The 24,345-nt window shown below is 52.2% G+C and carries 22 protein-coding genes; 12 read left to right on the top strand and 10 right to left on the bottom strand.

Annotated elements, in window-relative coordinates:
• Positions 1-5: 5 nt before the first annotated feature.
• Positions 6-155 (bottom strand): hypothetical protein, encoded by a 150-nt coding sequence (locus L855_RS15350; protein ID WP_159789457.1) that lies wholly within the window; start codon positions 153-155, stop codon positions 6-8.
• Between L855_RS15350 and L855_RS15355 the strand changes: the two genes are divergently transcribed.
• Entirely contained in the window at positions 154-513 is a 360-nt protein-coding gene (locus L855_RS15355) for a Lin0512 family protein (protein ID WP_159789459.1), read from the top strand. The genes L855_RS15350 and L855_RS15355 overlap by 2 nt on opposite strands.
• A 31-nt stretch (positions 514-544) precedes the next feature.
• Here L855_RS15355 and L855_RS15360 read toward each other — a convergent pair whose 3' ends face one another.
• Positions 545-1,606 carry a glycosyltransferase family 4 protein gene (locus tag L855_RS15360; RefSeq protein ID WP_159791133.1) on the bottom strand — a complete coding sequence of 354 codons (1,062 nt, stop codon included), beginning with the start codon at positions 1,604-1,606 and terminating at the stop codon, positions 545-547.
• Positions 1,607-1,865: 259 nt separating this feature from the next.
• The gene (gene glyA, locus L855_RS15365; protein WP_159789461.1) at positions 1,866-3,149 is read right to left on the bottom strand and encodes a serine hydroxymethyltransferase; all 1,284 of its coding nucleotides are present in this window, start codon (positions 3,147-3,149) and stop codon (positions 1,866-1,868) included.
• 74 nt (positions 3,150-3,223) lie between these two features.
• Between glyA and L855_RS22490 the strand changes: the two genes are divergently transcribed.
• Positions 3,224-3,580, top strand: coding sequence for a hypothetical protein (locus tag L855_RS22490; protein WP_343039295.1), 357 nt, complete (start codon positions 3,224-3,226; stop codon positions 3,578-3,580).
• Between the two features lie 81 nt (positions 3,581-3,661).
• On the opposite strand, the gene L855_RS15375 is transcribed toward L855_RS22490, so the two are convergent.
• Positions 3,662-4,648 (bottom strand): cupin-like domain-containing protein, encoded by a 987-nt coding sequence (locus L855_RS15375; protein ID WP_159789463.1) that lies wholly within the window; start codon positions 4,646-4,648, stop codon positions 3,662-3,664.
• 423 nt (positions 4,649-5,071) lie between these two features.
• On the opposite strand from L855_RS15375, the gene L855_RS15380 reads away from it, so the two are divergent.
• Complete coding sequence (locus L855_RS15380; RefSeq protein WP_246198902.1) at positions 5,072-5,956, top strand: eCIS core domain-containing protein; 885 nt, start codon at positions 5,072-5,074, stop codon at positions 5,954-5,956.
• A gap of 10 nt (positions 5,957-5,966) precedes the next feature.
• Here the strand turns inward: L855_RS15380 and hisA are convergent, their stop codons facing one another.
• A complete protein-coding gene (gene hisA, locus L855_RS15385) occupies positions 5,967-6,740 on the bottom strand; it encodes a 1-(5-phosphoribosyl)-5-[(5-phosphoribosylamino)methylideneamino]imidazole-4-carboxamide isomerase (RefSeq protein WP_159789465.1) in 774 nt (257 codons plus the stop codon).
• 284 nt (positions 6,741-7,024) lie between these two features.
• Between hisA and L855_RS15390 the strand changes: the two genes are divergently transcribed.
• The 5 genes from L855_RS15390 to L855_RS15410 all read left to right on the top strand — a co-directional run bounded on the left by L855_RS15390 (position 7,025) and on the right by L855_RS15410 (position 13,332).
• On the top strand, positions 7,025-7,912 hold the full coding sequence (locus tag L855_RS15390) for a response regulator (RefSeq protein ID WP_246198905.1): 888 nt from the start codon (positions 7,025-7,027) through the stop codon (positions 7,910-7,912).
• A 13-nt stretch (positions 7,913-7,925) separates the two neighbouring features.
• On the top strand, positions 7,926-8,627 hold the full coding sequence (gene ubiE, locus L855_RS15395) for a bifunctional demethylmenaquinone methyltransferase/2-methoxy-6-polyprenyl-1,4-benzoquinol methylase UbiE (protein ID WP_159789467.1): 702 nt from the start codon (positions 7,926-7,928) through the stop codon (positions 8,625-8,627).
• Between the two features lie 181 nt (positions 8,628-8,808).
• Positions 8,809-10,041, top strand: coding sequence for a DUF445 domain-containing protein (locus L855_RS15400; protein WP_159791137.1), 1,233 nt, complete (start codon positions 8,809-8,811; stop codon positions 10,039-10,041).
• 28 nt (positions 10,042-10,069) lie between these two features.
• The gene (locus L855_RS15405; protein ID WP_159789469.1) at positions 10,070-11,719 is read left to right on the top strand and encodes a hypothetical protein; all 1,650 of its coding nucleotides are present in this window, start codon (positions 10,070-10,072) and stop codon (positions 11,717-11,719) included.
• Positions 11,710-13,332 carry a glycosyltransferase family 39 protein gene (locus tag L855_RS15410; RefSeq protein ID WP_159789471.1) on the top strand — a complete coding sequence of 541 codons (1,623 nt, stop codon included), beginning with the start codon at positions 11,710-11,712 and terminating at the stop codon, positions 13,330-13,332. Before L855_RS15405 ends, L855_RS15410 begins: the two co-directional genes overlap by 10 nt.
• Before the next feature lie 48 nt (positions 13,333-13,380).
• Here L855_RS15410 and L855_RS15415 read toward each other — a convergent pair whose 3' ends face one another.
• The 3 genes from L855_RS15415 to L855_RS15425 form a co-directional block, all read right to left on the bottom strand.
• Positions 13,381-14,862, bottom strand: coding sequence for a CHAT domain-containing protein (locus L855_RS15415; protein ID WP_159789473.1), 1,482 nt, complete (start codon positions 14,860-14,862; stop codon positions 13,381-13,383).
• Between the two features lie 159 nt (positions 14,863-15,021).
• A complete protein-coding gene (locus L855_RS15420; protein WP_159789475.1) occupies positions 15,022-16,086 on the bottom strand; it encodes a tetratricopeptide repeat protein in 1,065 nt (354 codons plus the stop codon).
• Positions 16,087-16,299: 213 nt separating this feature from the next.
• A complete protein-coding gene (locus L855_RS15425) occupies positions 16,300-16,449 on the bottom strand; it encodes a hypothetical protein (RefSeq protein WP_159789477.1) in 150 nt (49 codons plus the stop codon).
• 44 nt (positions 16,450-16,493) lie between these two features.
• Here L855_RS15425 and L855_RS15430 point away from each other — a divergent pair, with 44 nt between their 5' ends.
• The gene (locus tag L855_RS15430; RefSeq protein WP_159789479.1) at positions 16,494-18,389 is read left to right on the top strand and encodes an MASE1 domain-containing protein; all 1,896 of its coding nucleotides are present in this window, start codon (positions 16,494-16,496) and stop codon (positions 18,387-18,389) included.
• A gap of 428 nt (positions 18,390-18,817) precedes the next feature.
• Positions 18,818-19,525, top strand: coding sequence for an orotidine-5'-phosphate decarboxylase (pyrF, locus tag L855_RS15435; protein ID WP_159789481.1), 708 nt, complete (start codon positions 18,818-18,820; stop codon positions 19,523-19,525).
• 3 nt (positions 19,526-19,528) lie between these two features.
• On the opposite strand, the gene L855_RS15440 is transcribed toward pyrF, so the two are convergent.
• The gene (locus tag L855_RS15440; protein WP_159789483.1) at positions 19,529-19,933 is read right to left on the bottom strand and encodes a DUF7682 family zinc-binding protein; all 405 of its coding nucleotides are present in this window, start codon (positions 19,931-19,933) and stop codon (positions 19,529-19,531) included.
• A gap of 188 nt (positions 19,934-20,121) precedes the next feature.
• On the opposite strand from L855_RS15440, the gene L855_RS15445 reads away from it, so the two are divergent.
• Positions 20,122-20,808, top strand: a complete 687-nt coding sequence (locus tag L855_RS15445; protein WP_159789485.1) for a histidine phosphatase family protein — start codon at positions 20,122-20,124, stop codon at positions 20,806-20,808.
• 61 nt (positions 20,809-20,869) lie between these two features.
• The gene (locus L855_RS15450; protein ID WP_159789487.1) at positions 20,870-21,889 is read left to right on the top strand and encodes a glucokinase; all 1,020 of its coding nucleotides are present in this window, start codon (positions 20,870-20,872) and stop codon (positions 21,887-21,889) included.
• Positions 21,890-21,901: 12 nt separating this feature from the next.
• On the opposite strand, the gene L855_RS15455 is transcribed toward L855_RS15450, so the two are convergent.
• Positions 21,902-24,310, bottom strand: a complete 2,409-nt coding sequence (locus L855_RS15455) for a hypothetical protein (protein WP_159789489.1) — start codon at positions 24,308-24,310, stop codon at positions 21,902-21,904.
• Between the last annotated feature and the right edge of the window lie 35 nt (positions 24,311-24,345).

The raw sequence follows: 24,345 nt of genomic DNA on the forward strand, positions 1-24,345 counted from the left end.
TATTACTAAGATAGGGAATCTTTGCGGACTTGCCCAGTGAGTGCAACCGAAATCGGGGGGAGGGTTTCTTCGACCCATTTTTGGCAAAATTGCTCATTTTGATGGGAACTTTCGGCTAAACTGTCCCAATACCGCAACAGTTTAGGGAAGGTCATGGCTCGTAAACGTTTAATTATTGAGATGGGAATGGGGATCGACCAACATGGACAAGATCCCACTGTGGCCGCCACCCGGGCCGTTCGCAATGCGATCGCCCATAATGCCCTACCAGGAGTTTGGGAAGTGGCCCGATTAGATCATCCCAACCAGATGTATGTGGATGTTCAGGTAGCGGTTCCTTATCCTGAACAAGTTCGGGAGGAGGAGGTGTTAGCGGTTTTGCCCTTTGGACAAAAAACCCTACGGGTTGAGTCGGGAGGAATGGTCACCGTGGGGCGAGCGATTCCTGAATTAGAGGATAAAAATGATGATATGCTCATCGCTGTTGCCGCCGTGACAGTCTCCGTAGATTAGCCCGAATCTCACCCTCCCCCTTAAATTGACATTAACGGGCATACTTCCAGGCTTTCCAAGCGGTGTAACCCAATAAGGAGGTGGCGGCCAAGGCATAGGCCTGACCGCTGGGAAGTCCCGCAAACGCCAGGGCTAACCCTCCCACCCAGAGGGTGAGGGCGTAGATAAACAGAACCGTGAACCGATGAGACAAACCGGCATTGAGGAGGCGATGATGGAGATGTCGCTTGTCCGCCGCAAACGGAGAAATGCCATTACGGAGGCGATCGACAATCACTGCTGACATATCAAAAATGGGAACCGCCAAAATAATATAGGGCAGTAACACCGCTGTAACGGCGGTACTCTTGACCAAACCGATCGCCCCGACACCGGCCAAAGTAAACCCGAGATAGTAAGACCCGCCATCCCCCATGAAGATTTGGGCTGGGTTGAAGTTGTAGCGGAGAAATCCCAGGGCCCCTCCCGCTAAGGCGGCGGCAATGAGGGCGGCGGCCGGTTGTTCCATAAACAAACTCACCACCAACAGAACCACCGCTGCAATCCCTGAGACGCCAGCAGCTAGGCCATCAAGGCCATCAATCCAGTTAATAGCATTAGCCATCCCCACCAGCCAAATCACCGTCACCGGTAAACTCACCAGGCCCGGTAACTCCACTAAGCCGAAGAAGGGAATGGTGAGAAAGTCAATACTGACACCACATAACGACCAAGCGACGCTGGCGATGAGGATTTGTAGGAAGAGGCGGGTAATGGCGGAGAGATTGAACAAATCATCGGCAAACCCAATCAGGAAAAAGAAGAGTCCGCCAATGGTGACTCCCCAAATTTCATATTCCGTGGCGGGATCGAGGTAATTGCCATCAGTGTCAATGAATCCCCCTAGCTTCCAAACCAGAAGTAGGGCAATTAGGGTTCCCAGGAAAATCGATACACCTCCTAGGCGAACCATGGGGCGATCGTGAACTTTGCGATCATTGGGAATATCGACTCGTCCACTCCGCAGGCCCAGTTCCTTCACCCAGGGGGTGGTAATTAGAACAAGGGCTGCGGAAATTACGAAGGCAAACAGATGATACAGATGTTGCGGCATCTGGAGTTGAAGCCCAATGGTGGGGTCAGGGTTGGAGCAATGGGGCTTAGTGTACCGCGATCGCGCTAACTTCTGCCATGATTGCGTCCCCTTGATCTCAGGAATTCCAAACACCTGAAGCTCTCAAAACCAGTACTATAAAACGTTACAGCGGTTTTTAGGAGCCGGAAAATTTCTGGCCCTCCCGCATCTTAAAGGAACAAAAAAAAGGACAGCCCACTCGGACTGCCCAGAAACTCTGTTATCGCGGATACTTAATCTACGCCATAGCGGGAACCGGAATCCGTAAATGTGGATACAGCGGGAACTGCTGACAAAGGCTAGCGACCCGTTGACGGCAGGTCTCAGCCACAGCCTCATCCTCCGGGTTGAGGAGGCGATCGGCGATAATGTTCGCGATTTCCTTAAATTCGACCACACCCATGCCCCGAGTGGTCATGGCGGGGGACCCCAAGCGTAAGCCACTGGTGACGAAGGGAGATTCGGGATCGAAAGGAACGGTATTTTTGTTGGCGGTGATATTAACCCCACTCACCAAGGCATCGGCCCGTTTCCCGGTCATGCTTACCGATCGCAAATCGACCAGCATCAAGTGGTTATCGGTGCCATTGGAGACAATTTTAAGACCCCGTTCCTGGAGTTGCCCGGCCATGGCTTGGGCATTCTCAATCACCTGGGCGGAATAGGTCTTAAAGTCTGGTTTGAGGGCTTCTCCGAAGGCCACAGCTTTGGCGGCGATGACATGTTCCAAGGGACCGCCTTGGCTACCGGGGAAGACGGCTTTATCGAGTTTTTTACCCAAGTCAGCATCCTGGGTCAGAATCAGACCGCCCCGGGGACCGCGTAGGGTTTTGTGGGTGGTGGTGGTGACCACATGGCAATGGGGGAGGGGGTTGGGGTGATGGCCGCTGGCGACGAGTCCGGCGATGTGGGCAATGTCAGCCAGGAGATAGGCGCCCACTTCATCGGCGATGGCCCGGAATTTGTCGAAGTGGATGGTGCGAGGATAGGCGGAGTAGCCGCAGATGAGGAGTTTGGGCCGGTGCTTGAGGGCCAGTTGGCGGATTTCCTCGTAGTCGAGTTGTTCGGTCTCCTGGCTGACTCCGTAATGCTGGACGTTAAACCATTTCCCCGAGACATTCACTGGAGAACCATGGGTGAGGTGACCCCCATGAGACAAATCCATGCCCATAATGGTGTCTCCTGGCTTCAGCAAGGCTAGGAAGACCGCAAAATTGGCTTGGGCGCCGGAATGGGGCTGAACGTTGGCGTGAGCTGCGCCAAATAGCTCTTTGGCACGGTCGATGGCCAGTTGTTCAGCGCGATCGATATGTTCGCAGCCGCCGTAGTAGCGTTTGTTGGGCAGCCCCTCGGCGTATTTGTTGGTGAGAACCGACCCTTGGGCCGCTAGAACCGCAGCGGAGGTGAAGTTTTCGCTGGCGATGAGTTCTAGGTGATCCTGCTGGCGTTGCAGTTCCGAGTTGAGGATCTCCGCCAGGGTGGGATCGCTGGCAGCCAGGAAGTCTAAGTTAGTCTGAGTCATGATTGAGTTGAATCGTCTGGGTGCGTCTGCTGACGACGGGTTACAGGTGTTACGGATGGTTTAGGTTGGGGGGTATGCTGGTGGCCCGAACTCCTGATTGTAGCCTGTTTCGGCTGTTAGGTGAAGGGTGGGCTGTCTTAGGTGCAGCGGGCGATCGCCCAGCGGTGGATGGACGGCTTACAATGGAGTTAGGTCAGCGTCAATCCTGTTTTGGAGGTCTTAGAATCATGGTTGTGATTTTAACGGACAATTCCCTTTTACCCACTTGTCAAGTTTGTCAAAGCTGTATGTTGGCTGACCACAATGGACAACCACGCTGGCGTGGAGGACAACTCGATTGTGGACGGGTGGTGAGTTCTAGTGGCGATCGCTCGGATCGTCATTATCAATGTGTCATGGGGTTTCATGTGGCCCGTATTGATATGGATTAAGAGAGTACTTCATCCCTCACGGCCGGCGATCGCCCATCCGGATCTGTCTTGAAACTTCCTTAAAACACCCAAAACTGCCCCTTAGAACATCCGTAATACTTTTTCTAACTCTTCCTTGCGGTTCGGTTTGGTGAGGGCTTGAATAAATTTCAAGCTCATGAAGGGCATCGATAACAAAAAGGCAAAATAGGTACGCCAGGAACTCCATTGAGATAAGACCCGGCGGCGGGGAAACACGGCCCAAAATCGGTTTGCGGAACAGACAAACCCCTCTCCTAGGGCACTGACTTCATGCCACCAACCCACAGGAAGATAGAGAACATCGCCGGGATTTAAAATCACTTCATAGCGGTGTTTTAAGGCTTCTTCAAGACCGGGGAACGCCCCAAAATCAGGTTTGTCTGGATACACTTGGCTAAACCAAGACCGGAGTTTTAAGCCATGGTGCAGATGACCTATTAGGGGGAAAGGATAGAGGTTAGACAGTTGCGAAGGAGGGAATAACACCACCCGTTTTTGTCCGGCTAACTGAATTAACGTGCCATCAAAGGTATCATAATGTAGGCTTTCGGTATGACCACCGGCCCCAGCCCAAAGATTGAAGTCAGTTATGCCTTTGTGCAGGTTAAATTGAGGACCAAGAGCTTGCAAGCTCGGGGAGTTCGCTAACGGTGTTGTGGCAAGGGGACATTTGGCTAAATAAATATCCTCACGGTGAGCCTTTCCAGAGCGTACTAGGTTCGCATACTCAAAAAATGAGAGACATTTAGCCGCAATACCACTGCCGATGGTTTGCCATTGTCGTTTGTCGAGGGTTTGTCGCTCCTGGCCATAAAAGCGACAGAGGAATTTTTCCGAGCCGATTTTTGACTCTAAATACTCCAGGTTCCATTCCGGTTCAGACACTCCCTGGCGCAGAACTACGGGAATCCCCGGAATTTGATGCTCTTGAATAAAGTCCTGAGTTGACCATTGCTCTGGAGATAACTCCTTGACGGGCAAAAAAGGAATTGTTGCGTCTTGTGTTTCGGGGGAGTTTGTGACAGTTTCAGGATTGGTTTGAGTCATCTAAGAAAAAGCAGGAGTGGAACGAATTTAAGATTAACTTGTATTGTAATAGAAAACGGTTCTCTGGGTGGATGAGTCCTGAGGGTTCATTTCCAGAAATCGCCTGATCCTGAGAGACTGCCGCTCAAGGATAGCCATCTATCGAAAGTCTGTAATTCCGGATACCTAAAAAAAACTTAACATTTCTACAAAATCAGCGCCGTTTGGAACGTTTTATTACAGGCGATCGTCATACGCCTAATAAGAGGAAGACTATTACTAGACCGCTTCTCTGTTTATCATAAGTAGGGGGACAGACATTTAATGCTCACTCAACTCAGTTCGGACCGAGAGTTGAACCCCAGAGTTGAAAGCCAGAGTCATTGCCTGCTATTGCGTCCCACGCGGAACCCTGTGATTTGGCGAAACGTTTGATAACCCTGTTTGTCCCGCTCACCCAGATTTGAGACTGAAATGCGATCGCCTCGGTTAAAACTCCATTACCGTCAAAGCCGCCGCTCAAGTACCCGACGACGTTCCCGAACCCGTCCACGACTGAGGTTAACGCGCTTCTACCACCGCATGGCGGTGGGGTTGCTCAGTTTTTTTAGCTGTCTGACGGTGGTCTTGTCGGGTTGGTCAATCTCTGAACAGACGATTGTCTCCTGTATATCGAGCCATACTCTGCTCGGACAACTCTGCGAGGGCAAGGTCCCGGAACGTTTGCCCAAACCCATTTTAATTCGTCTAGGAGCCGTTTCCTACCAGGCGATCGCCCAGGTTATGTGGTATCAGTACCCCCATGGGTCTTCCCTCACCCTATCTCAGAAGCGATATCTACGTCCTTTTTTTGGTGATCTCGTCGATCGCGTTGAGGTCGTCTATGACGTACAACTGATTGATAACTGGGTGGGGGCAAACCTACGGCTTGATGTCGGCTCATCCAATGCTCAGGTGTATGGGAACCGCATTTATATCAATGACCCCTATACACCCGAAGATCCCGAGCAACTGGTGCTTCTGGCCCATGAGTTAGTCCATGTGCGGCAATCGGAAGACCTAGGCGGACTTCACGCCTTTGGTCATGAGTATTTCCGGGAGTACAAGCGAGCCGATCTCCGCTACAAGGATAATGTCTTTGAACGGGAGGCCTTCGCCATTGAAGATAAATTCCGCCAATGGTTAGACCAAAACTTCCGCCGGGGCAGCTTACGGCATCGACAACCCCAACGGCAACCCCAACGGCAACCCCAGCGAGAATCCCAGCAGCACTCTCACGGCTCGCCATCTCATGGTTTCCGGACTCCCGAGATTCCCAGACATCCTTAGGACAAAATCCCTAGGCCAACGCAGAGGACCCCAAATCCGGGGGCACATCTTGCCAGCGTCCCTCACCCACGGCTCGAACCGCCTCTTTCAGAGAAATATCCCCCGTATAGAGGGCCCGACCGATAATGGCCCCCGTCACCCCCAGGGATTCAAGGGAGAGTAACCCCAATAAATCAGAGACTGAACTCATCCCCCCCGAGGCAATCACCGGAACCGAGATGGCCTCAGCCAGCTCTCGCAAGGCCTCCCGATTAGGGCCGCTGAGGGTTCCATCGCGATGGATATCCGTATAGATAATGGCAGCTACCCCATATTGAGCCATCTGTTGCGCTAAATCCGTGGCCTTGACTTCAGAGGTTTCCAACCAGCCGCGGGTTGCCACCGAGCCATCACGAGCATCAATCCCCACCGCAATCTGTCCCGGAAACTCCTGACAGAGTTGTTGAACCAACTGAGGCTGTTCCACCGCAGCCGTTCCGAGAATGGCACGGTCAACGCCACAGTCTAAAACTCGGGCCACGGTATCGCGATCGCGCAGGCCTCCCCCGAGTTGCACCGGAATCGACAGGTGGCGGGTAATGGCCTCAATGACCGCGCTATTTTCAGGACGACCCTCCTTGGCCCCATCGAGATCCACCAGATGGAGGCGACTAGCACCCTGGTCTTGCCATTGTTGGGCCATGGCCACGGGGTCTTCGCTAAAGGTTTGGGACTGATCATAGTCCCCTTGGTAGAGGCGGACACAACGGCCACCTAATAAATCAATCGCGGGAATGACATCCATCGGGGGTCTCCTTATCAAGAGGTTCAGGGAAGGGGTTAATCTGTAGGGGTCGGGACTCGACTGTTCAGGACAAATCGGGGCAGATATGAAGATTTCTCTAGTCACAGACCTGAGGTTCGCGATCGCCCACCTGGCAAAGTATCATAGATCAGGTACTTGACTGTCTCCAAGCCAGGGACATGAGCGAGTTCCGATTTGATCAGGGACAAACTGTCCAAATGGAGGTAGGTACAATCAATACCATGCCAGAACTTGATGACGTAAAGACTCGATTGAGGACTTCGATGCGACCCAAGAAACCGAAAATGCTGGTGGTTGACGATGAGCCAGATAATCTAGATTTGCTCTATCGCACCTTTCGCCGAGAATTCCAGGTTTATAAAGCCGAAAGTGGCATTCAGGCCCTTGAGGTTCTGGAAAAACAGGGCGAAGTGGCGGTTATCGTCTCTGATCAACGGATGCCGGAAATGAAAGGCACGGAGTTTTTAAGTAAAACCGTGACTCAGTTTCCCAATACAGTCCGCATTATTCTGACGGGTTTTACGGATATTGAAGACTTGGTTGAGGCCATCAACTCTGGACAAGTCTATAAATACATCACCAAACCTTGGGACCCCAATGAGTTACGCGGGGTGGTGCAACGTGCCGCCGATACCTACGAGTTACTGAAACAGAAAACAGAGGAACTCGAATGGTCTCAAGCTCAGATGGCGGTGTTAGCCACCCTCATCGAAGTGGCCCAAACCTCGGCGGATCTTGGGTCATCCTTACAACCCATCGCTGATGCCTTGGGAGAGAACTTTGAGGCTGACACTTGCGTTTTGCAACTGATGGATGGGGATAGCCTTAGCGGAACCCCAGTCTGTTATGGCGAAGACGAGAGAATCGACCTCGGGGATGATCCCTTAGCCAAGGAGGCGATCGCCAGTCAGTCCGTGCAAGGGGTCGCGAACGTCGCCGGAGATGCTGAGTTGGGCCAACTGGAGAGTTATCAGACCGCAGGGGTGAAAGCTCACTTAGTGTTACCTGTGGTCTTTCGCCAGGAACTGCTGGCCTTGGCCTCTCTGCAATGGAAAAGTCCCAACGCCGTTCAGGAAAACGAGGTGGAGTGGATTCACCGTTGCACCCAACAAATGGCGTTGGCCTTGACCTGTGCCAAGTTAGCCTCGTGACCGCTTTGATTGAATGACTATGCAACCGGACGCAGCGGAGATTCAGCAGCTTTTCGACCGCATCGCCCCCCTCTACGATCGCCTGAATGATAGCCTCAGTTTTGGCACTCACCGCATCTGGAAACAGATGGCCGTGAACTGGTCTGGGGCCAAGACGGGCGATCGGGTTGTGGATGTTTGTTGTGGGAGTGGCGATATCGCTCTCCTCTTGGCGGAGGTGGTGGGCAAAACGGGGACTGTGGTCGGAATTGATTTTTCCGCTGTTCAGTTGGATGTCGCTCGTCGCCGCAGTCACCAACAACTGCGGCCGGTAGACTGGGTACAAGGGGATGCCCTGAACTTACCCTTTGAGGAAAATACCTTCGACGCCGCCACTATGAGCTACGGATTACGCAATCTCACCGATATCCCCCAGGGTCTCGGTGAACTCTACCGCATCCTCAAACCCGGAGCAGCAGTTGCTATCTTAGATATGCACCGTCCCCAATCGGCCGGGATGCGAGCCTTTCAACAGTGGTATCTCAATACCCTAGTGGTTCCCACCGCCCAACGGTTCCGCTTGAAAGAGGAGTACGCCTACATTGCCCCCAGTCTCGATCGCTTCCCCAGCGGTCGCCAACAGGTGCAACTGGCCCAGTCCACCGGATTTGAGCGAGTGGTCCATTACCCGCTCATGGGTGGAATGATGGGGGTTCTCGTCGCCCACAAACCCTAACCCAACCGAGTCTTCCACAAGGGTAAGTCCGAAGAGGGCGACCACGGTTCGGCTATCGCTCACCGTGCGCCCCTACCTGGTTCCCCCTCTTGCCTCTTGCCTCTTGCCTCTTGCCTTCTCTTCCCTACTGCCTACTGCCTTCTTCTCCCCTGTTCCCTGTTCCCTGTTCCCCGTTCCCTTCTTGTTACACCCAGACGTTTGGTTTCTTCTCATCCCCCCCATTGCTGGCGGAATCATTGGCTATTTCACCAATGATCTCGCCATCAAAATGTTGTTTCGTCCTTATCGGGCCTATCATATTGGCAAGTATCGCTTGCCCTTTACCCCCGGTTTGATTCCTCGAAATCAGGAACGACTAGCAACACGGGTCTCAGATACGATTATGGGGTCTTTGCTGACACCGGGCGAATTGCAAAAAATCGCTCGCCGTCTCCTAGCGATTGAGCGGCTTCAAGGGGCAATTCTCTGGCTGCTGAAGATGGCCCAGGGGAGTTTGAAAGCAGACCCCAATGATAAGAGTAATAAGATTATCGCCGGAATCCTGCGGGATTTGGTGGGGCGATCGCTCCCCCGTATCTTAAAAGTTTTGGCTCGACGAGAGGACTTCCTCGATCGCCAACTCAATCAGATTTTTGATGATGTTCTCTTGGAGTTTCAACTCACCGATAGCCAAGCCTATCAGTTGTCTGATTGGTTGATGAAAATTGCTCTATCTCCCAATGCTGTTCGCCTAGCACTGATTGACTTTTTAACGGATCGCAATATCTTAATTATTGATGAAAGTTTCCGAGAAAAAAGCAGCGGAACCTATTGGTTAGTTGCTAACGTTTTGGGGTTGCGGAATGCTCTAATTCGCCTGAGAAACTTTTGTTTAGATGACAGAGAGCAAGCCAACAAACGGCTCGAAGAAGTGATTGATTCCCTATCCCTTCAATCTCGACTGAAAGAATTTTTGCAAAACCTCTCCCTGCAAAATCTCCCTGTTTCTACCGTGCGACAATTGCGAAAAACCCTGAAAGAGAGTGTTCGCAAATATATTAAAACCGAAGGGAGACCCTTATTCGAAAGTTTAAGTAGCTCCGTTGACTTTGAAAATGTCGCCCAATTAGCGATTACTCGTCTCCAGTCATCCTCGGCGGTGAATGAGTCCTTAGAACCCATTAGCTACGAGTTGGCCTTGGTGCTGGATCGCTATTTAGAAGAAGACCTAGAAAAGATTGTTGCTCAAGCCATTCCGATTTTATCCATCGATAAAGTGATTGTTGATCGGGTAAATGCGACGTCTCCTGAAGATTTAGAAATGGCAGTCGAGGGGATTGTCAAAAGTGAGCTGCAAGCGATTGTCAATCTAGGAGGACTTCTGGGTATTTTTGTGGGCTTAGTTCAGTCCGGAATTTTATTACTACGCCCGTAAAATTCTGAAAAACAAAGTGATTCTGTTCATGAACTTTAAAGTTTTTGATGGCATCGCCTATGGGATGCTGTTGGCAGTGATTGTTGGTGTGAGCGTTGGCTATGTGAGTCAGGAAACGGGCTTTTATAGTTGGGATTATGCTGACTATCAGAACTATGCCATTTTGGTTGCTGATGCCTTTCGTGACTCTGCTGGGGAGGGGTGGGAGTTTGTTCGGCTTAGTTTGGGTCAACAAAAAAATGCCCTGCATACCTTGCCGCTTCTGCCCTTTCTTTGGCTAGGACAGAATAGCCGTATTGGCTATAGTGTGGGCTTGGCTATCGTCTATTTAGTTCCCTTTTGTCTGGGATTGGGGGCGATCGCCCAAGAACTGCCCTTTCCTTATCTGGATCGCTGGGGGCGGCGATCGCGATTTTGGTTCGCCAGTTTCTCGGCCCTCCTCATCCCCATGACCTGGGTTCCATTCTTACGAGGCTACCCTGATCTTGGGGGAGCCACCCTCCTTGTTTGGGCAAGCTGGTTGTATCTGCGGGACCCCCGTTTACATCGCTGGGGGTCGATTGTCGGGATGGGGGTTCTCATCGGACTGGCGATTTTGTTTCGTCGCCATTTCGCCTATCCTGCCCTTAGCATCTTACTGGCTGCTGCCCTCTCCCAGGGGTCTGTAGAAGCCAAGGCCTGGCGGCCCATGTTGGGGGTGTGGCTGCGATTGGCCATGGTGGGAGGGGTGGCGTTACTGCTGATGCTGGCGATCGCCCCAGACTTTACCCAAAGTGCCTTAACTACGGATTTCAGTAGCCGCTATCAACGTTGGCAGCTTCCTCTGGGGGTCATAGTGGGGCGAACTGGAGTTGCCTATGGTTGGGGGGTTTGGGGATTGGCTCTGCTGGGATGGCTCCTAAGTCAACGCTGGTCCTCTCGACGTTGGCGGTTTGTGGGATGGGCCAGCCTTCTCTGTGTGGGGATTTTGCTCGTTAAACTGCGATATGGCAATGTTCACTACACCCTCCATCTAACCCCCTGGCTCGTCTTGGCTCTCTTGGCTCTCCTCGATGAATTGCAACGGCGATGGCGTTGGGGAATGGTTCTGTTGGGAATTTATTTAACAGTCAATCTCTCCCTAGGCTTAGGACTCTCAGCCGCCAACCCTTCAGCGGGAGGCCTATTTGCTCGCTCCTATGCTCCCTTAATGCGTCAGGAGCACCAGGTTTTACACCAGTTACTGGGGCGTTTGCAAGATTTGAGTCAGCAGCAGCAACAGATTGCCCTCTTAGCCGCCTCCAATCACCTCAATACCTCCATGTTTAACTCGGAGCAGTTTCAACAGTTTCGCGACGCGCCCCCCTTAACCCTGCTCCCCGTGGCCATTTTTGATGGGGGGGTGTCCCCGTTAGAGATGGTTCTGATGGCGGATGTGGTGATGGTGGCGACGCCAACTCAGGTGATTGGCTTGGATGAAGAACAGGTGGTGCGATCGCAGTCTCAGACGCAACTTGAGTATCTATCTCGGGCATTTTCCTATCAGTGTGCGATCGCCCAAGATTTCCGCCGTCTCCCCGAGTCTTTTGAATTAGAGAATGGGATCACCGTCTGGCTCTATCAGCGACAGCACCCCACCTCCGCTAGAGTGGAAGCCGTCACCCGAGAGCAGATGAGCGAGCGAACACCGTGTTCATAAAACTTTTTGCCTGGTTCCTCCTGGGGTTGGGGATACGCCTCATGGGCTTAGGAACGTTGCCCCCCTGGACTGATGAATGTGCCACCCTGGCGTTTAGTTTGGGGAATAGCTTTCTGGAGGTTCCCCTAAATCAATTAATCGCTCCCGAGCTGTTGCTAGAGCCGTTGCAGCCCTCTCCTGGGGCGAGGTTAGGGGAGGTTTGGCAGCATTTAATGGCTGAAAGTACTCATCCACCGTTGTATTTCTTTCTCACTCATCTCTGGCTGCAACCGTTCATTGGGGCTTCTCCCGAGCGGTTACTCTGGGCCAGTCGCGCCTTCTCCGCCCTCTGGGGGGCCCTGACGATTCCGGCAATGTATGGCTTAGGGAAACGGGCGTTTGGCTCAGTCACCGTCGCTCACCTGGCGGCGGCGTTGATGGCCCTATCGCCCCTGGGGGTCTTTTTAGCTCAGGAAGCTCGTCATTATACCCTGGCGATTTTACTGGCGATCGCCTCCTTTTATGGCTTTACCCTAGCCCTCGATGCTCTCGTTGACCCCAATTCCCCAGCTCGGCGATGGATGTGGGGTTGGACGAGTCTTTGGATTCTGGTAAATGGCTTGGGGATTGCGGTGCATTACTTTTTTGGCTTGGTTCCTCTCATGCAAGGCTTGGTTTTAGGGAACCATTGGCTCCAGGGACGAGTTCCCAGAACGGCGAAACCTTGGCGGGGGGTAGCTGTGGCGGCGTTGGGAACGGCGGCTACTGGGTTGGTGTGGCTTCCCGTCTGGGGTCGCTTTGTGGACAGTGATTTAACGGATTGGGTAACCGATGGCCAGTTGGGGGTTCTCGACTCCTTAGGGCGAACCCTGTTATGGCTGATTTCCATGGTTTTGATGGCTCCGTTGGATCTGTTTGTGCTACCGCTTTGGGGCTTAGTTTTAGGGGCGGCTGGCTTACTCTTGGCGTTGGGGGCTTTGGGCTATTTGCTATGTCGTTATCGAGGAAAAACTCGCCCTCAGGTTAGGATTTACTGGGAGGTGTTGATCACGGGATTGCTATTACTGTTAGGACTCACCTACAGTACAGGTAATGATTTGACCCTCGCGCCTCGCTTCTTTTTTCCCCTTTTGCCTGTGGTACTACTCCTCATGGCGGCGATGTTAGAATCGGCGTGGCAGCGGCAACCGAAGCAGGTGTTCAGCTTGGGACTGGTTGCTCTGGTGGGAAGTCTGAGCGTGGTGACAAATCTGAGTTACTTACAAAATCATCGCGGCGATCGCCTGGCGGAGATGATTCAGAACACCTCAGATGTGCCCGTAGTTCTCGCCACCACCCATAAGCATCATGGACAGACGGGACGGTTACAGGCGATCGCCTGGGAGTTGCGGCGGTTAAACTTCTCCCCACCCCTCGCTGTTGCGCTGGCTCATCCCGATGAACAGCACTATCCCACAGATGTGTTAGCCCAGGAACTGGCAACGCTCTCACCTCCCTTTGATGTTTGGTATGTCAATTTCCATGCTCCCCAGGTGGGTGATTTGGAGAGGCAAAACCTGACGGCGATTCCGATTCCTCGGGAGCAATTTCAGTCTGTCAATGGTTACCGATATGACCTGGTTCAGTATCGATGACAGAACCTTGCCTTTATCACCGACGAATTCCAGTAGTCCCAGGGCAAGTTAAAACCCATTACCAATCAAAATAAACGGGGCCCAGTAGTAAGGATGAGCCAGGGGGTCTCCCATGAAGGTCTCCCGCTGCCCCCCCCGAACCTCTACATCTCCCCGACGACCTCCCACCGCCGTATAGTCCCCGGTAATCAAGGCGATCTGGGCCTGTCGCAGGGCTTCCGCTTTAGGCAAACCGACCTGCATCGCTCCATAGAGGCCATTCATCAACACCTGAGTACCGCCATCACTCACCAGCCAGAGGGAGGCGATCGCCGCCCGGGCCCCGGTGCGCTGAATCTGATACCCAAACCCCAGAATCTCTTCCCCCGTGCCTAACTCCGGTCCACTCACTGCCGTCTCACAAGCACTGAGAACGACAAGGGAAGCATTGGGCAATTGCCATTGGTCGAGGTCAAAGAGGGTAATGCGATCGCCATCCCCCAGCATGATGAAAGAGTCATTGGGATGGCCAGATTTAAAGGTTCCGTGGGTTGCCAGATGAATAATGGTGTGGTCTCCCAGCCGAGGTTCAATGGCTTGACGGTTAAATCCCGCACTAAAAAAGGCTACTGTCCCCGGTAAGTTGGCCTGGAGGTTCTCCACCTCCACCTGGGCATAGGGTAGACCATTGAACGATTGTTCTACCCCTGCCACCTCTATCACCAGATCTTGGGCGGGGAAAGCTCCAGCTAGGATGCTCAGGGGAGCCGCGTCTGATTGGGAAAAGTCCATCAGGGAGGCGGCGGTAATGTGGTTGAGGGTGTAGCGCTGGGTTAACCATTGGTCGCCATCATGGAGGGCGGCAAGGGGAATGTAGCGCAGTTGGCCGTCAGCGGCGTAGAGGATGGTTTCAGCTCCCGCTAGGTCAATGTCCTCTGCCAAGGGAGCAATCAGCCATTGATACAACTGTTGGGCGTTGGGAATGGGGTTGCTAAAGGGATCAACAATATTAGAGCGGAAGTTAGCGATGACTCCGTTTAACTCGACCCGACCCACGGGGACCGTGTGGCGGGAAATATCTGTGGTGGTGACTAGGATTAGTTCGAGGCGATCGTCGAGGACGAGAGGATAGAGCAAGGCAGCGTTACCGGCCTGTTGTAGGTTGCCTTGCAGCCGTGCCAGTTGTTCTGGGTTGGGGTTTTGCCCACGAGCATTACGTTGCAGTTGTTCCACCTGTGCCACCACTTCAGGGCTGTTGATGAAAGCTTCAAAGTCAAAGTTAAAGTTAAAATCAGCACCGAGTATTAGAGCTTGATTGAATTGATCAAGAATTGCTTGCTCGGCTGGCCACATGGCTAAGCCCTGCTGGGTTTCTGCTGTACCTCGAACGTTCTGAAGCTCGTAGTCTTGGAGTTCTTGTAATTTGAGTAGATCGAGGATTTCTTGGGCTTCCAGGACGCGATCAGCTTCGAGTAGGAGATTGGCTAGGGCGCGATAGTCATCAGCAACAGTATCAGTATATGATTGCTGTAAGTCTGGTGGTAAATTCACCAAATCACCTCGGATAGCCTCTCGAACATTAACAGATTGTTTGTAGAAAGCAATAGCAAGTTCTGGCTGTCCTCTCTGAGCGAAAATATCACCAATGAGGCTTAGATACCTTCCTTCACTGGATTGATCACCAATGATCTGAGCTGTTTTTAAGGCATATTAAAAAACCAGAATAGCCTGTGAATGATAACCTTGATTTTGCAGAAAAATAGCAGCGTCCCCTAGTAAACTTACTGCTCCAGAAATACTAGGATTCTCTCTGATGACACCCATGAACTGATAGTAAAGATAGGCAGCTTGCTGAGAGTTTTGTGAGCCACTATAAGCATTTGCCAATGCTCTGAGTGCCTGAATTTCTCCGGCACGATCACCAATCCCACGTGCAATTGTCAAGCTTTGTTCATAAAGATAAATCGCTTCTTCAAATTGTCCGGCATCGAAATACACATTCCCTAAACTGACTGATACAGAGCCTTCACATCCCCGATCACCTACCTCCTGGCAAAGCGCTTCTCGAAACTGACTGCGGTTGAACTGCTGAATGCCTTGCTCTGAGATTTGGTCAGCTCCCAAACTTGCACTCGCACCTGCACGCTCCTGTCCCCATTGATAGGCCGCCACAGTCAACCTGTAGCGTCCCCGCCCCGCAGCGTCATAAGCATTAGCAATCACTGAATAGCGACCCGTTTGGGGGAGTTGAATCAAGATAAGAGCGTTTAGCCCCTCACCGCCATCATCATCTTCTGCGACCCGCTCACCATCAGGGCCAACCAAAATCAGATAGGCATCAAAGTCGTCACTATTGAGGCGAATTTCAACGAACTGTCCGGCTTCAACCTCAAAGGTATACAGATCGTACAAGCTGCCATCCTGTAAGACCTCATCGCCGTCCTCTAGTTGTCCTTCGACCTCTAGTACGGCTGCTGTTTCAGCCTGCTTAGACCCGGCGTACGGTGACAAAGAGGCGACTTTTTCGGGTCCTTGCGGTGCTGTTGGCAAGGGCAACCCAGCCTTTGACTGCAAGGACTTTGTCTCTAGGCCGATGACTTGCAACGGTGTCGCCGCTGGGATAGTGGTCAAGTCAGAGAACAGCCACAGTTCCCCTGGAGTCCCCTGGGTAGGAGCGGCGATTTGCCGTCGTCCTGCCGCCATAACCCCCTCCACCGCCGACAGCCACAGCGCCGTCGCTGCCAGCATCCCCACCAACTTGCCGCTATTAGCCATGATCGCCCGCCTCCCGTTTTATCCAGTGACATTAATCGATCCACAACCCACACCCCCAAGAATAGCCTCAAAAAGGGTTTGAGTATGAATAACGGTGGACGAGGGTTTGTTGAACACTCCGTTTCCTCCTCTTGGCCGTGGTGCTATTCCTCATGGCAGCGATGTTAGAATCGGCGTGGCGGCGGTAACCGAGGCAGATGTTAAGCTTGGGACTCATTGCTCTGGTGGGATGTTTGAGCCTGGCGATAAATCTGCGTGACTGACTCGACGATCGCGCCGATCGCCATCGCGGAGATGATTCAGCCAACCTCGGGCGTTCCTACGATTCTCGCCACAGCCCATAGGCATCACAGAAGCTCCCATGTGTCTTCGATCCCCTCTGTTCCAACCTGGTCCCGAAGTTGTATATGTCAACCCCTCTCAAGACGTTCCGAGCCTGGAAACCCCTCTGTAGAATTATCGCGATCGCCGTCATCTATCATCTAGTGGCCTTAGTGGGGATGCGATTGGCCGTTCTCCCCGGAGATGTTGCCACTGTCTGGGTTCCAGCGGGATTAAGTCTGGCGGTGATGCTCCTGTGGGGGTTGCGAGTTTGGCCAGGAGTGTTTCTAGGAGCCTTTAGTACCTATCTTATTCTTGACCCGACCCCCGCCAGTCTCGCCATTGGGGCTACAACGGCCGTGGGGAATACGTTAACCCCCCTGATTGGTGTTAAGTTACTGCAAACCTTCATCCCCAGTCGCTATCCCTTTCACAAAACTACTCATGTCTTTATCTTTATTGGCATCGGGGCCCTTCTGTGTCAACTAATTAGTGCCACCTTTGGGGTAACTGCTCTACGGATCGCCAACTGGATTACTACCTCGGAGTTCGGCTATGTATTTGTTACCTGGTGGATTGCTAATGCAACGGGTGTCATTGTCTATGCTCCTTGGATTTTAAGCCTCTATTACCGCTGGAAAAATGGCGATTCATTGCGGCTCAAACGACAAGGAAAATGGGAGGTTTTAGAGATTGCTTCTTGGCTGGCATTATTCATAATCGTCATGCAATTTGCGTTTTTCCAAGCCTATCACATTGAGTATCTCGTGATTCCCCTCTTGGTTTGGGCGGTGTTTCGCTTTCCGACTCACATCACCACCACAGTGATTGTCATTACCATTTCACTGGCAGTTATTGGAACAGTCCAGAAAAAAAGTGTCTTTGTTCACGATGACCTCAACCGATCGCTCTTATTTTTAGATTCGTTTATTGCGGTGATTTCAATTACCATGTTGGTACTCATTGCCGTTCTCGCTGAACGAAGTCAAGCGAACCAAGAGCTGCAACAGGCTAAACAGGATTTGGAAAAGCGGGTTCACAACCGAACTCAAGAACTCTTTGAGGCGAATCAACAGCTTACTCAGCAACAGGAGGATTTACAAAAACAGGCGGAATCTCTGAATGAGACCGTCTCTCAACTGAAAAAAACCCAAGCTCAGTTAATTCAAAATGAAACCATGACAGGCTTAGGGCAATTGGTGGCGGGGGTGGCTCATGAAATCAATAACCCCATTGGCTTTATTTATAGTAATTTGACTCCGGCTAAAGAGTATTTTGAGGATATTTTAGAATTACTCGACCTTTACCAGTCGAAACTTCCTGCTGATGATCCAGATATTTTAGAGTTTAAGGAGGAAATTGACTTTGAGTTTATTCAGCAAGACTTTATGAACTTAATGACTTCGATGCGCTCCGGGTCAGAACGCATCCAGAAAATTATTTTGAGTTTACGTAATTTCTCCCGTTTGGATGAGGCGGAACTCAAGTGTGTTGATATTCACCAAGGCTTAGACAGTACCTTACTGGTGTTGCAACATCGCTTACAAGGGGAGACAGACTATCCTCCGATTCAGGTGGTTAAGAAGTATGGGAATTTACCGAAGATTGAATGCTTTGCCCTCTATATCAATCAGGTATTTATGAATGTATTAAATAATGCTATTGAGGGAATAATCGCTCGGCAAGCCCAGGAAGACAATGCCCCTACCGGACAAATCACAATTCAGACTAAACGATTTAGCGAGTCAATTGTTCAGATTTTTATCTCTGATAATGGGACTGGAATCAATCCTCACCACAAAAGTCGTATTTTTGAACCTTTTTTCACCACAAAAGACGTTGGTAAAGGGACAGGACTAGGGCTATATAATAGCTATGAAACGATTGTCGCAAAACATGGTGGGAGTTTGGTGTGTGAGTCAATCCCCAATCAGGAAACCATTTTTGAGATTACTTTGCCAATTCGCAGTCCCATGGCGTAAGGGTTGAGTCTTTCCAGATTCTCGATTGATTGCTATGATACTCCCTATAATGCAAGGTTGAGCTGGGTGCATCTGATGTTAGGCAAGTTTGAACCCACCCCGCGCTATCGCGCACCCCTCCCAGGAGGGGAAATATTTGAAAAATCCCCTCCTGGGAGGGGTAGGGGTGGGTTATCTAAAGTGAACGCATGCATTGAAATGCACCCGTTGAGCTTGTCATTCGTTTATCGAAAAACCAGAAAAAACGAGTGGCTTGGGCAAACTCTCTTTTATGATTAGAGAAATCGAAAATTGACTGAGGACTGCTCGTTAGGAGAGACCTCCCCACCTATTGCCTATTGCCTGTTGCCTTCTCTTCCCTACTGCCTACTGCCTTCTTCTTCCCCATTTTTTGTCCTATTCAGACCAATTTTTACTGTACCTAAATTATGACCGCTGCTGAACGTATTATTGTTCCCCTAGATGTCCCGGACTTAGAGCGGGCGATCGCCCAACTAGACCGACTTCCTGATGTACAATTCTGGAAAGTGGGACTCGAACTCTTTATCAGTGAAGGTCCCCCAATCCTTGAGCTTCTGAAAACAAGAGGGAAACGGATTTTTCTGGACCTGAAACTTCACGATATCCCCAATACCATGGCGGGAGCCTGTCGTTCGGCGGCCCGCTATGGGGTGGATTTGTTGACCGTACATGCCACCGCTGGACGGCCGGCCCTGCAAGCCGCTCAACAGGCGTTGCGGGAAGGGGCCGAGGCAGCTCATCAACCCCTGGCTAACGCCATCGCCGTCACCCTGTTAACCAGCCTCAACGCCCGAGAACTGGCGTTTGACCTTCAGGTTCCCATCGAACTCCCCGAATATGCCCTGAAAATGGCCCTATTGGCTCAGGAGTCTGGGCTAGCGGGAGCCGTCTGCTCCCCCCAGGAGGCTCAACAACTGCGACAAATCTGTGGTCCGAACTTTCTGCTCATTTGTCCCGGTGTTCGTCCGTCCTGGGCAGCTTCTGGAGACCAACAGCGGGTGATGACTCCCAAACAGGCCCTCGATGCAGGAGCGAGCTATTTGGTGATTGGTCGTCCCATTACCTTAGCCGAGAATCCAGCGGCGGCCTTTGAGCGTATCTGTGGGGAATTATAACCCCTACGCTCCAGGTTTTTTGACGTTATAGTCTTCATGGGATAACACCGACTGCGGGATCACCCAATCGCCATCATCGCGGCAAATCATGCGATAGTTGCGAGTGATGGGTATACTAATGACTTGGCGATCGTGTCTCATTCGCTTGCCATTAAAGTCGCGATAACTTTGGTGTTCGGCTAAGCCGGATATAATATCTCTGGCTTTGACGACCACATATTGAGGCAGCGATCGCAAATCAATATCATCCTGCTCAAAGCTTGCTTCCCAGGCTTCTTTCTCTGCTTTTTTCTTGTGAAATGCCTGTAATTGCTTCTCCCGTTCTCGGCGTTCTTGTTCACAGCGATGACAGGTTTTGCCATGCCCTTTATGTCCACAGGGAAATGTTTTTTTTCGTCGTTTAGCCATAGCTTTTGTTTAACGGAACTCTCTCGGAACACATCATTTTAATCAGCGGTCATGGTCATCCTTGTTCCCTTCAATTAATCCAAACGCTCACGTTGCAACTCGTGAAGGGACGAGACGTTTATCAGTTGATTACTCGGATGACAAGTTCTTCTATTTTAAAGCACCGTGACCCTTGATTTATTGCTCCTATGACCTCCAACCGCTCCTCAAACAATCAGACTCCACAGACCATCTGGATTGCACGACATGGTCATCGTTATGATTTCCAATATCCAGACTGGTTTGAAACCGCTCGCCGACGTTATGACCCCCCTCTCTCTGAACAGGGATTACAACAAGCTCAGGAACTGGCTCAACGATTAGAACAGGAGTATGACCAGGGTTCGTCGAGGTTGACGATTGTTAGCTCTCCCTTTCGTCGTTGTGTCACCACGGCTAATGCGGTGGCCGAACGTTTGGGAACGGGGATTTATCTGGAATGGGGAATTGGCGAATGGCTCAATCCGGACTGGATGACGGAAATGCCAGAAATTGCCTCTCCTGAGGAATTGCAGGCAGAATTTCCTCGCCTAGACTTGAGCTATCGATCGCGATCGCAACCCCAGTATCCTGAAGTCAGTCAAGAAGATTGTTGGCGACGCTCGGGAGAAACGGCCCGTGAGCTGGCCCGTCAAACGAGCGGCGACCTTCTCTTGCTGGGTCATGGAGCAACGGTGTTAGGGATGACGCAAGGCTTACTGGGTCATCCGGTCGACATGCAGACCGCTTGTTGCTGTTTGGTCAAATTAACCCGATATGACGGGGATTGGTGCTTGGAACTCAAGGGGGATACGAGCCATTTAAGCGAAACGGAAAGCCAGATACGCCTAAACTAAGCCGAAATTCACTTAAATTAATAAGCAGACCCCATTGAGTCAAGTATAGAGTTTAGTATATATGAGCGTTGTCCTAGCCGGTGATATTGGCGGAACCAAAACCATTTTGCGATTGGTGGAGGTGACCCAGCATCAGAACCATCCCCAATTGCAACTTCTCCATGAACAAACCTACCCCAGTCAAGACTATCCCGATTTAGTTCCCATTGCCGCCGGCTTCTTGAAAGAGGCCGAGTATTCCGGCCCGGTTCAACGGGCCTGTTTCGGAATCGCCGGGCCCGTGGTTAACAACAGCTCGCAACTGACGAACCTTTCTTGGTCCTTAGAGGGAACTCGCCTGGCCCGAGAGCTGGAGATTAAGTCCGTCACCCTGATTAACGACTTCGCTGCGATTGGTTACGGGGTTTTGGGATTGGATGAGGCGGATTTACATCGGCTTCAGGAGGTGAACCCGGCTCAGAAACAACGACGGGATGCTCCTTTAGCGGTTCTGGGGGCAGGCACAGGGCTGGGGCAGTGTTTTCTCATTTCTTACGGAACTCAGACCCACGTGGGCGCAACAGAAGGCGGACATAGTGATTTTGCCCCCCGGACAGCCCTGGAATTTGAACTCTTGGACTATCTCAAGTCTAGTCAGTCCTTAGATCGGGTCTCCGTGGAACGGGTGGTGTCGGGACAGGGAATTGTCTCGATTTATGAGTTTCTCTGCGATCGCCATTTTGCAGACCATGCCAATTGTCGGCAGATGTTGGCAGCGGAGACTCCGGCGGCGGCGATTTCTGAGGCAGCCCTGGAGGAGTCGGATGAGATTTCTCAGAAAACCATGGAGATGTTCGTCTCCGCCTATGGAGCCGAGGCGGGGAACTTGGCCTTAAAACTGTTGCCCTATCGCGGTCTCTATATTGCGGGGGGGATTGCGGCGAAAATTCTGCCCCTGCTGCATCGCAATCAGACCTTTATGACGGCCTATCTGGATAAGGGACGGGTGAGTCCGTTGTTAAAAGAGATTCCCGTTGAGGTGGTCCTAGAACCCAAGGTGGGATTGATTGGGGCCGCGATTTGTGCTGACCTGAACGCCTAGGGGTGAACTGGCTCAGGAGTCAAAACAGGCCTGGAGGCGATGGTCTAGTTGAGCACCAGTTTGGCCGATGTTGAGCCGTTGCGGATACATCTGATCTAAGGTCTGGCGTTGGCTAAGGCTGAGGCCAGTCTCGCCGAGAATCCCTTGCTCTTGTTTGTACTCTAATTGCTGTTGCAATCCCTGTTCCCCTGAACTCTGTTGGCTCCAGAGTTGGTCTAATAGTCGCACATCCTCACAGGTGGCTCGCCGATTGGCAAATCGTTGCAGTTCTTGGCGAGTCCAGGTGTTGGCTCGTTGCCACTCACCGGCGATGAGCCAGCTTTCGAGTTGGCGATAGTTGGAGAGGGTTTGCAGGAGAACTTCTGGGCGATCATCGCCGAGGGTTTGGAGTCGGTTGAGGCCGCCCCCGAGTTGGTTGAATTGCTCTTGTGCAGTTTGGAAATCCCCTTGATAGAGGGCAGTTCGGGCTTTTTCAAGGCGTTGGCGATTGGCTTCGTATTCGAGGCGATCGCGCAAACCGTCGAGGCGATGTTCAAGGCGACTGCGTTGGCGAGTATCTTGGATTTGCTCAAACCACTGTTGGGCTTGGGGGAGGTTGTCATTGTCTAGGGCTTGACCCACCAGTTGAGTATAGGCGCGATCGCGGAGGTCTTGCCCCTGTTGTTGCCAATGGCGGGTGGTGAGTTGTTGGCTTTGGGCGATCGCCTGGTGGGGATTGTTGTTCACGAGAGCGGCTTGGGCCTGGTCAAATTCGTCTTGATTACTGTTCCAGGCCTGTTGCCATTGCTGGGCGATTTCCTGCCGTTGTTCTGAGGAGGTGGTTTCTTGGGGGAGGGAGTTTAAGAGGGCGATGGCGGTTTGCAATTGCCCGTCATCATAGGTCTGTTGGGCTTGTTCGAGGAGGGCGGAGGTGATCTGTTGTCGCAAACGGTTGACGCTGGCGGAGACGGCGTTTTCGTCCTGGATGCGTCGCAGTTGGTTTAGGGCCCCATGGAAGTTTCCGGTGTTCGCAAGGGTTTGGGCTTCGCCGAGATGACAGCGATCGCCGACGGGTTGCACCCGTTCCCGTAGGGAGAAAGGCACTTGGCGAATGGCTTGCAAGCAGCGGCCAAATTGCCCGGCCCCCTGGAGTTGCACGATTTCTTGAACCGTCATCTGTCGCTGTCGTTCCATTTGCCAATGCTGATAGCCCCCGTAGCCGAGCATGAGGGAGAGAGTTCCCCCCAGCATGACTTGCCAGGGACGAGAACTGCGACGAAAGGGCTTGCGGGGACGGGCAAAGGTTCGGGGAGGGGCTTGGTAGATGGGTTTGTCTACCCGTTTGGGGGGTTTGGGTTTAGGTCGCGATCGCCGTTTGGGGAGAGGTGGGACGATGGTATTGGGGGCGGGGAAGGGATCTCGTCCTCCTAATTTTTGGGTTCGTTCACACCAGGGACAACTGGCGAGATGCCCGCCGTAACGGTGACGGGGGTTATGTTGACAGGAGACCAGGGCCCGCTCGGCTTTGGTGAGGGCGATCGCCCAGTCATCTGCGGTGGGCCGATGGTGGGGCTGCTGATGGCCCAGGTCAAAGCAACGGTGGAATAGCTCTTGTAGGCGAGGATGGAGGGCCGTGAACGGGGGGGCGAAGGGTTTGGGCCGCAGGGGAACGGAACGCTGGCTATAGGCGTAGTATCCGGCGAGGATGCGATCTTGGATTAGGGGGGGATCGCCGGGTTTGAGATAGACGCCATCGAAGGGATGGGTACCTTCCATGAGCAATTGGAAAATCAGGACGGCCATGCCAAACGCGTCATGAGCGGGGGTGCGATCGCAGCGATCGAAGCGTTGTCCTTGCAATTCGGGGGGGGTAAATTCCGGTTTCCCCACCCCACAGCGATAGATAACTCCCGAGCGGCGATCGCGAATCTGGAAGGAGTCGGTATCAATGAGAAAGACTAACGCCGAGGGATTGACCAACATATTGGACTCATTGACATCGCCGATGACATAGCCACGATGATGCAAGGCGGAGACGGCGACGGAGAGATTGCGGGCGACTCGGTGTAAGTGGGTATGGGTAAAAAAGGGCAGTTTCTGGCGACGACTGCGGGGGGTATACAAGTCATGAAGGGGATAGCCTTGGGGAACCCGTGGCATCATGAACCCCAATACCCGACCACTGCTATTGAGTAATAAATCGACGGGGGCAGCAATGGCTGGGTTTTGGGGGGGATATTGTAAACTCAACCGCAGTTTGGCTAAGCCCTCGGGGGTGAGTTTATTGGGGTGATAAACCTTCGCCACCCATTGGGGCTGTTCAGCGATGGCGTAGATGCTCCCCTCCCCTCCTCGACCGAGTTCTTGGCTGAGGGTGATGGGTTGTCCATTAAGGCTATACAGGGAGCTGAGCCTGACCGGTATGGATGCAGGTTGTCTCATCGCTTGTATCTCATCGCTTGTATCTTTGCTGTGAT

This window comes from Sodalinema gerasimenkoae IPPAS B-353 (assembly GCF_009846485.1).
Taxonomy (GTDB): Bacteria; Cyanobacteriota; Cyanobacteriia; order Cyanobacteriales; family Geitlerinemataceae; genus Sodalinema; species Sodalinema gerasimenkoae.

Coding starts and splice junctions, on each gene's coding strand:
- L855_RS15405 (WP_159789469.1), top strand. CDS start 10,070: ATGAACTTTAAAGTTTTTGATGGCATCGCCTATGGGATGCTGTTGGCA.
- L855_RS15430 (WP_159789479.1), top strand. CDS start 16,494: ATGTCAACCCCTCTCAAGACGTTCCGAGCCTGGAAACCCCTCTGTAGA.
- L855_RS15455 (WP_159789489.1), bottom strand. CDS start 24,310: ATGAGACAACCTGCATCCATACCGGTCAGGCTCAGCTCCCTGTATAGC.
- hisA (WP_159789465.1), bottom strand. CDS start 6,740: ATGGATGTCATTCCCGCGATTGATTTATTAGGTGGCCGTTGTGTCCGC.
- ubiE (WP_159789467.1), top strand. CDS start 7,926: ATGACTATGCAACCGGACGCAGCGGAGATTCAGCAGCTTTTCGACCGC.
- L855_RS15350 (WP_159789457.1), bottom strand. CDS start 155: ATGACCTTCCCTAAACTGTTGCGGTATTGGGACAGTTTAGCCGAAAGT.
- L855_RS15355 (WP_159789459.1), top strand. CDS start 154: ATGGCTCGTAAACGTTTAATTATTGAGATGGGAATGGGGATCGACCAA.
- L855_RS15420 (WP_159789475.1), bottom strand. CDS start 16,086: ATGGCTAATAGCGGCAAGTTGGTGGGGATGCTGGCAGCGACGGCGCTG.
- L855_RS22490 (WP_343039295.1), top strand. CDS start 3,224: ATGCTGGTGGCCCGAACTCCTGATTGTAGCCTGTTTCGGCTGTTAGGT.
- L855_RS15445 (WP_159789485.1), top strand. CDS start 20,122: ATGACCTCCAACCGCTCCTCAAACAATCAGACTCCACAGACCATCTGG.
- pyrF (WP_159789481.1), top strand. CDS start 18,818: ATGACCGCTGCTGAACGTATTATTGTTCCCCTAGATGTCCCGGACTTA.
- L855_RS15440 (WP_159789483.1), bottom strand. CDS start 19,933: ATGGCTAAACGACGAAAAAAAACATTTCCCTGTGGACATAAAGGGCAT.
- L855_RS15450 (WP_159789487.1), top strand. CDS start 20,870: ATGAGCGTTGTCCTAGCCGGTGATATTGGCGGAACCAAAACCATTTTG.
- L855_RS15425 (WP_159789477.1), bottom strand. CDS start 16,449: ATGGGAGCTTCTGTGATGCCTATGGGCTGTGGCGAGAATCGTAGGAAC.
- L855_RS15375 (WP_159789463.1), bottom strand. CDS start 4,648: ATGACTCAAACCAATCCTGAAACTGTCACAAACTCCCCCGAAACACAA.
- L855_RS15390 (WP_246198905.1), top strand. CDS start 7,025: ATGCGACCCAAGAAACCGAAAATGCTGGTGGTTGACGATGAGCCAGAT.
- glyA (WP_159789461.1), bottom strand. CDS start 3,149: ATGACTCAGACTAACTTAGACTTCCTGGCTGCCAGCGATCCCACCCTG.
- L855_RS15360 (WP_159791133.1), bottom strand. CDS start 1,606: ATGCCGCAACATCTGTATCATCTGTTTGCCTTCGTAATTTCCGCAGCC.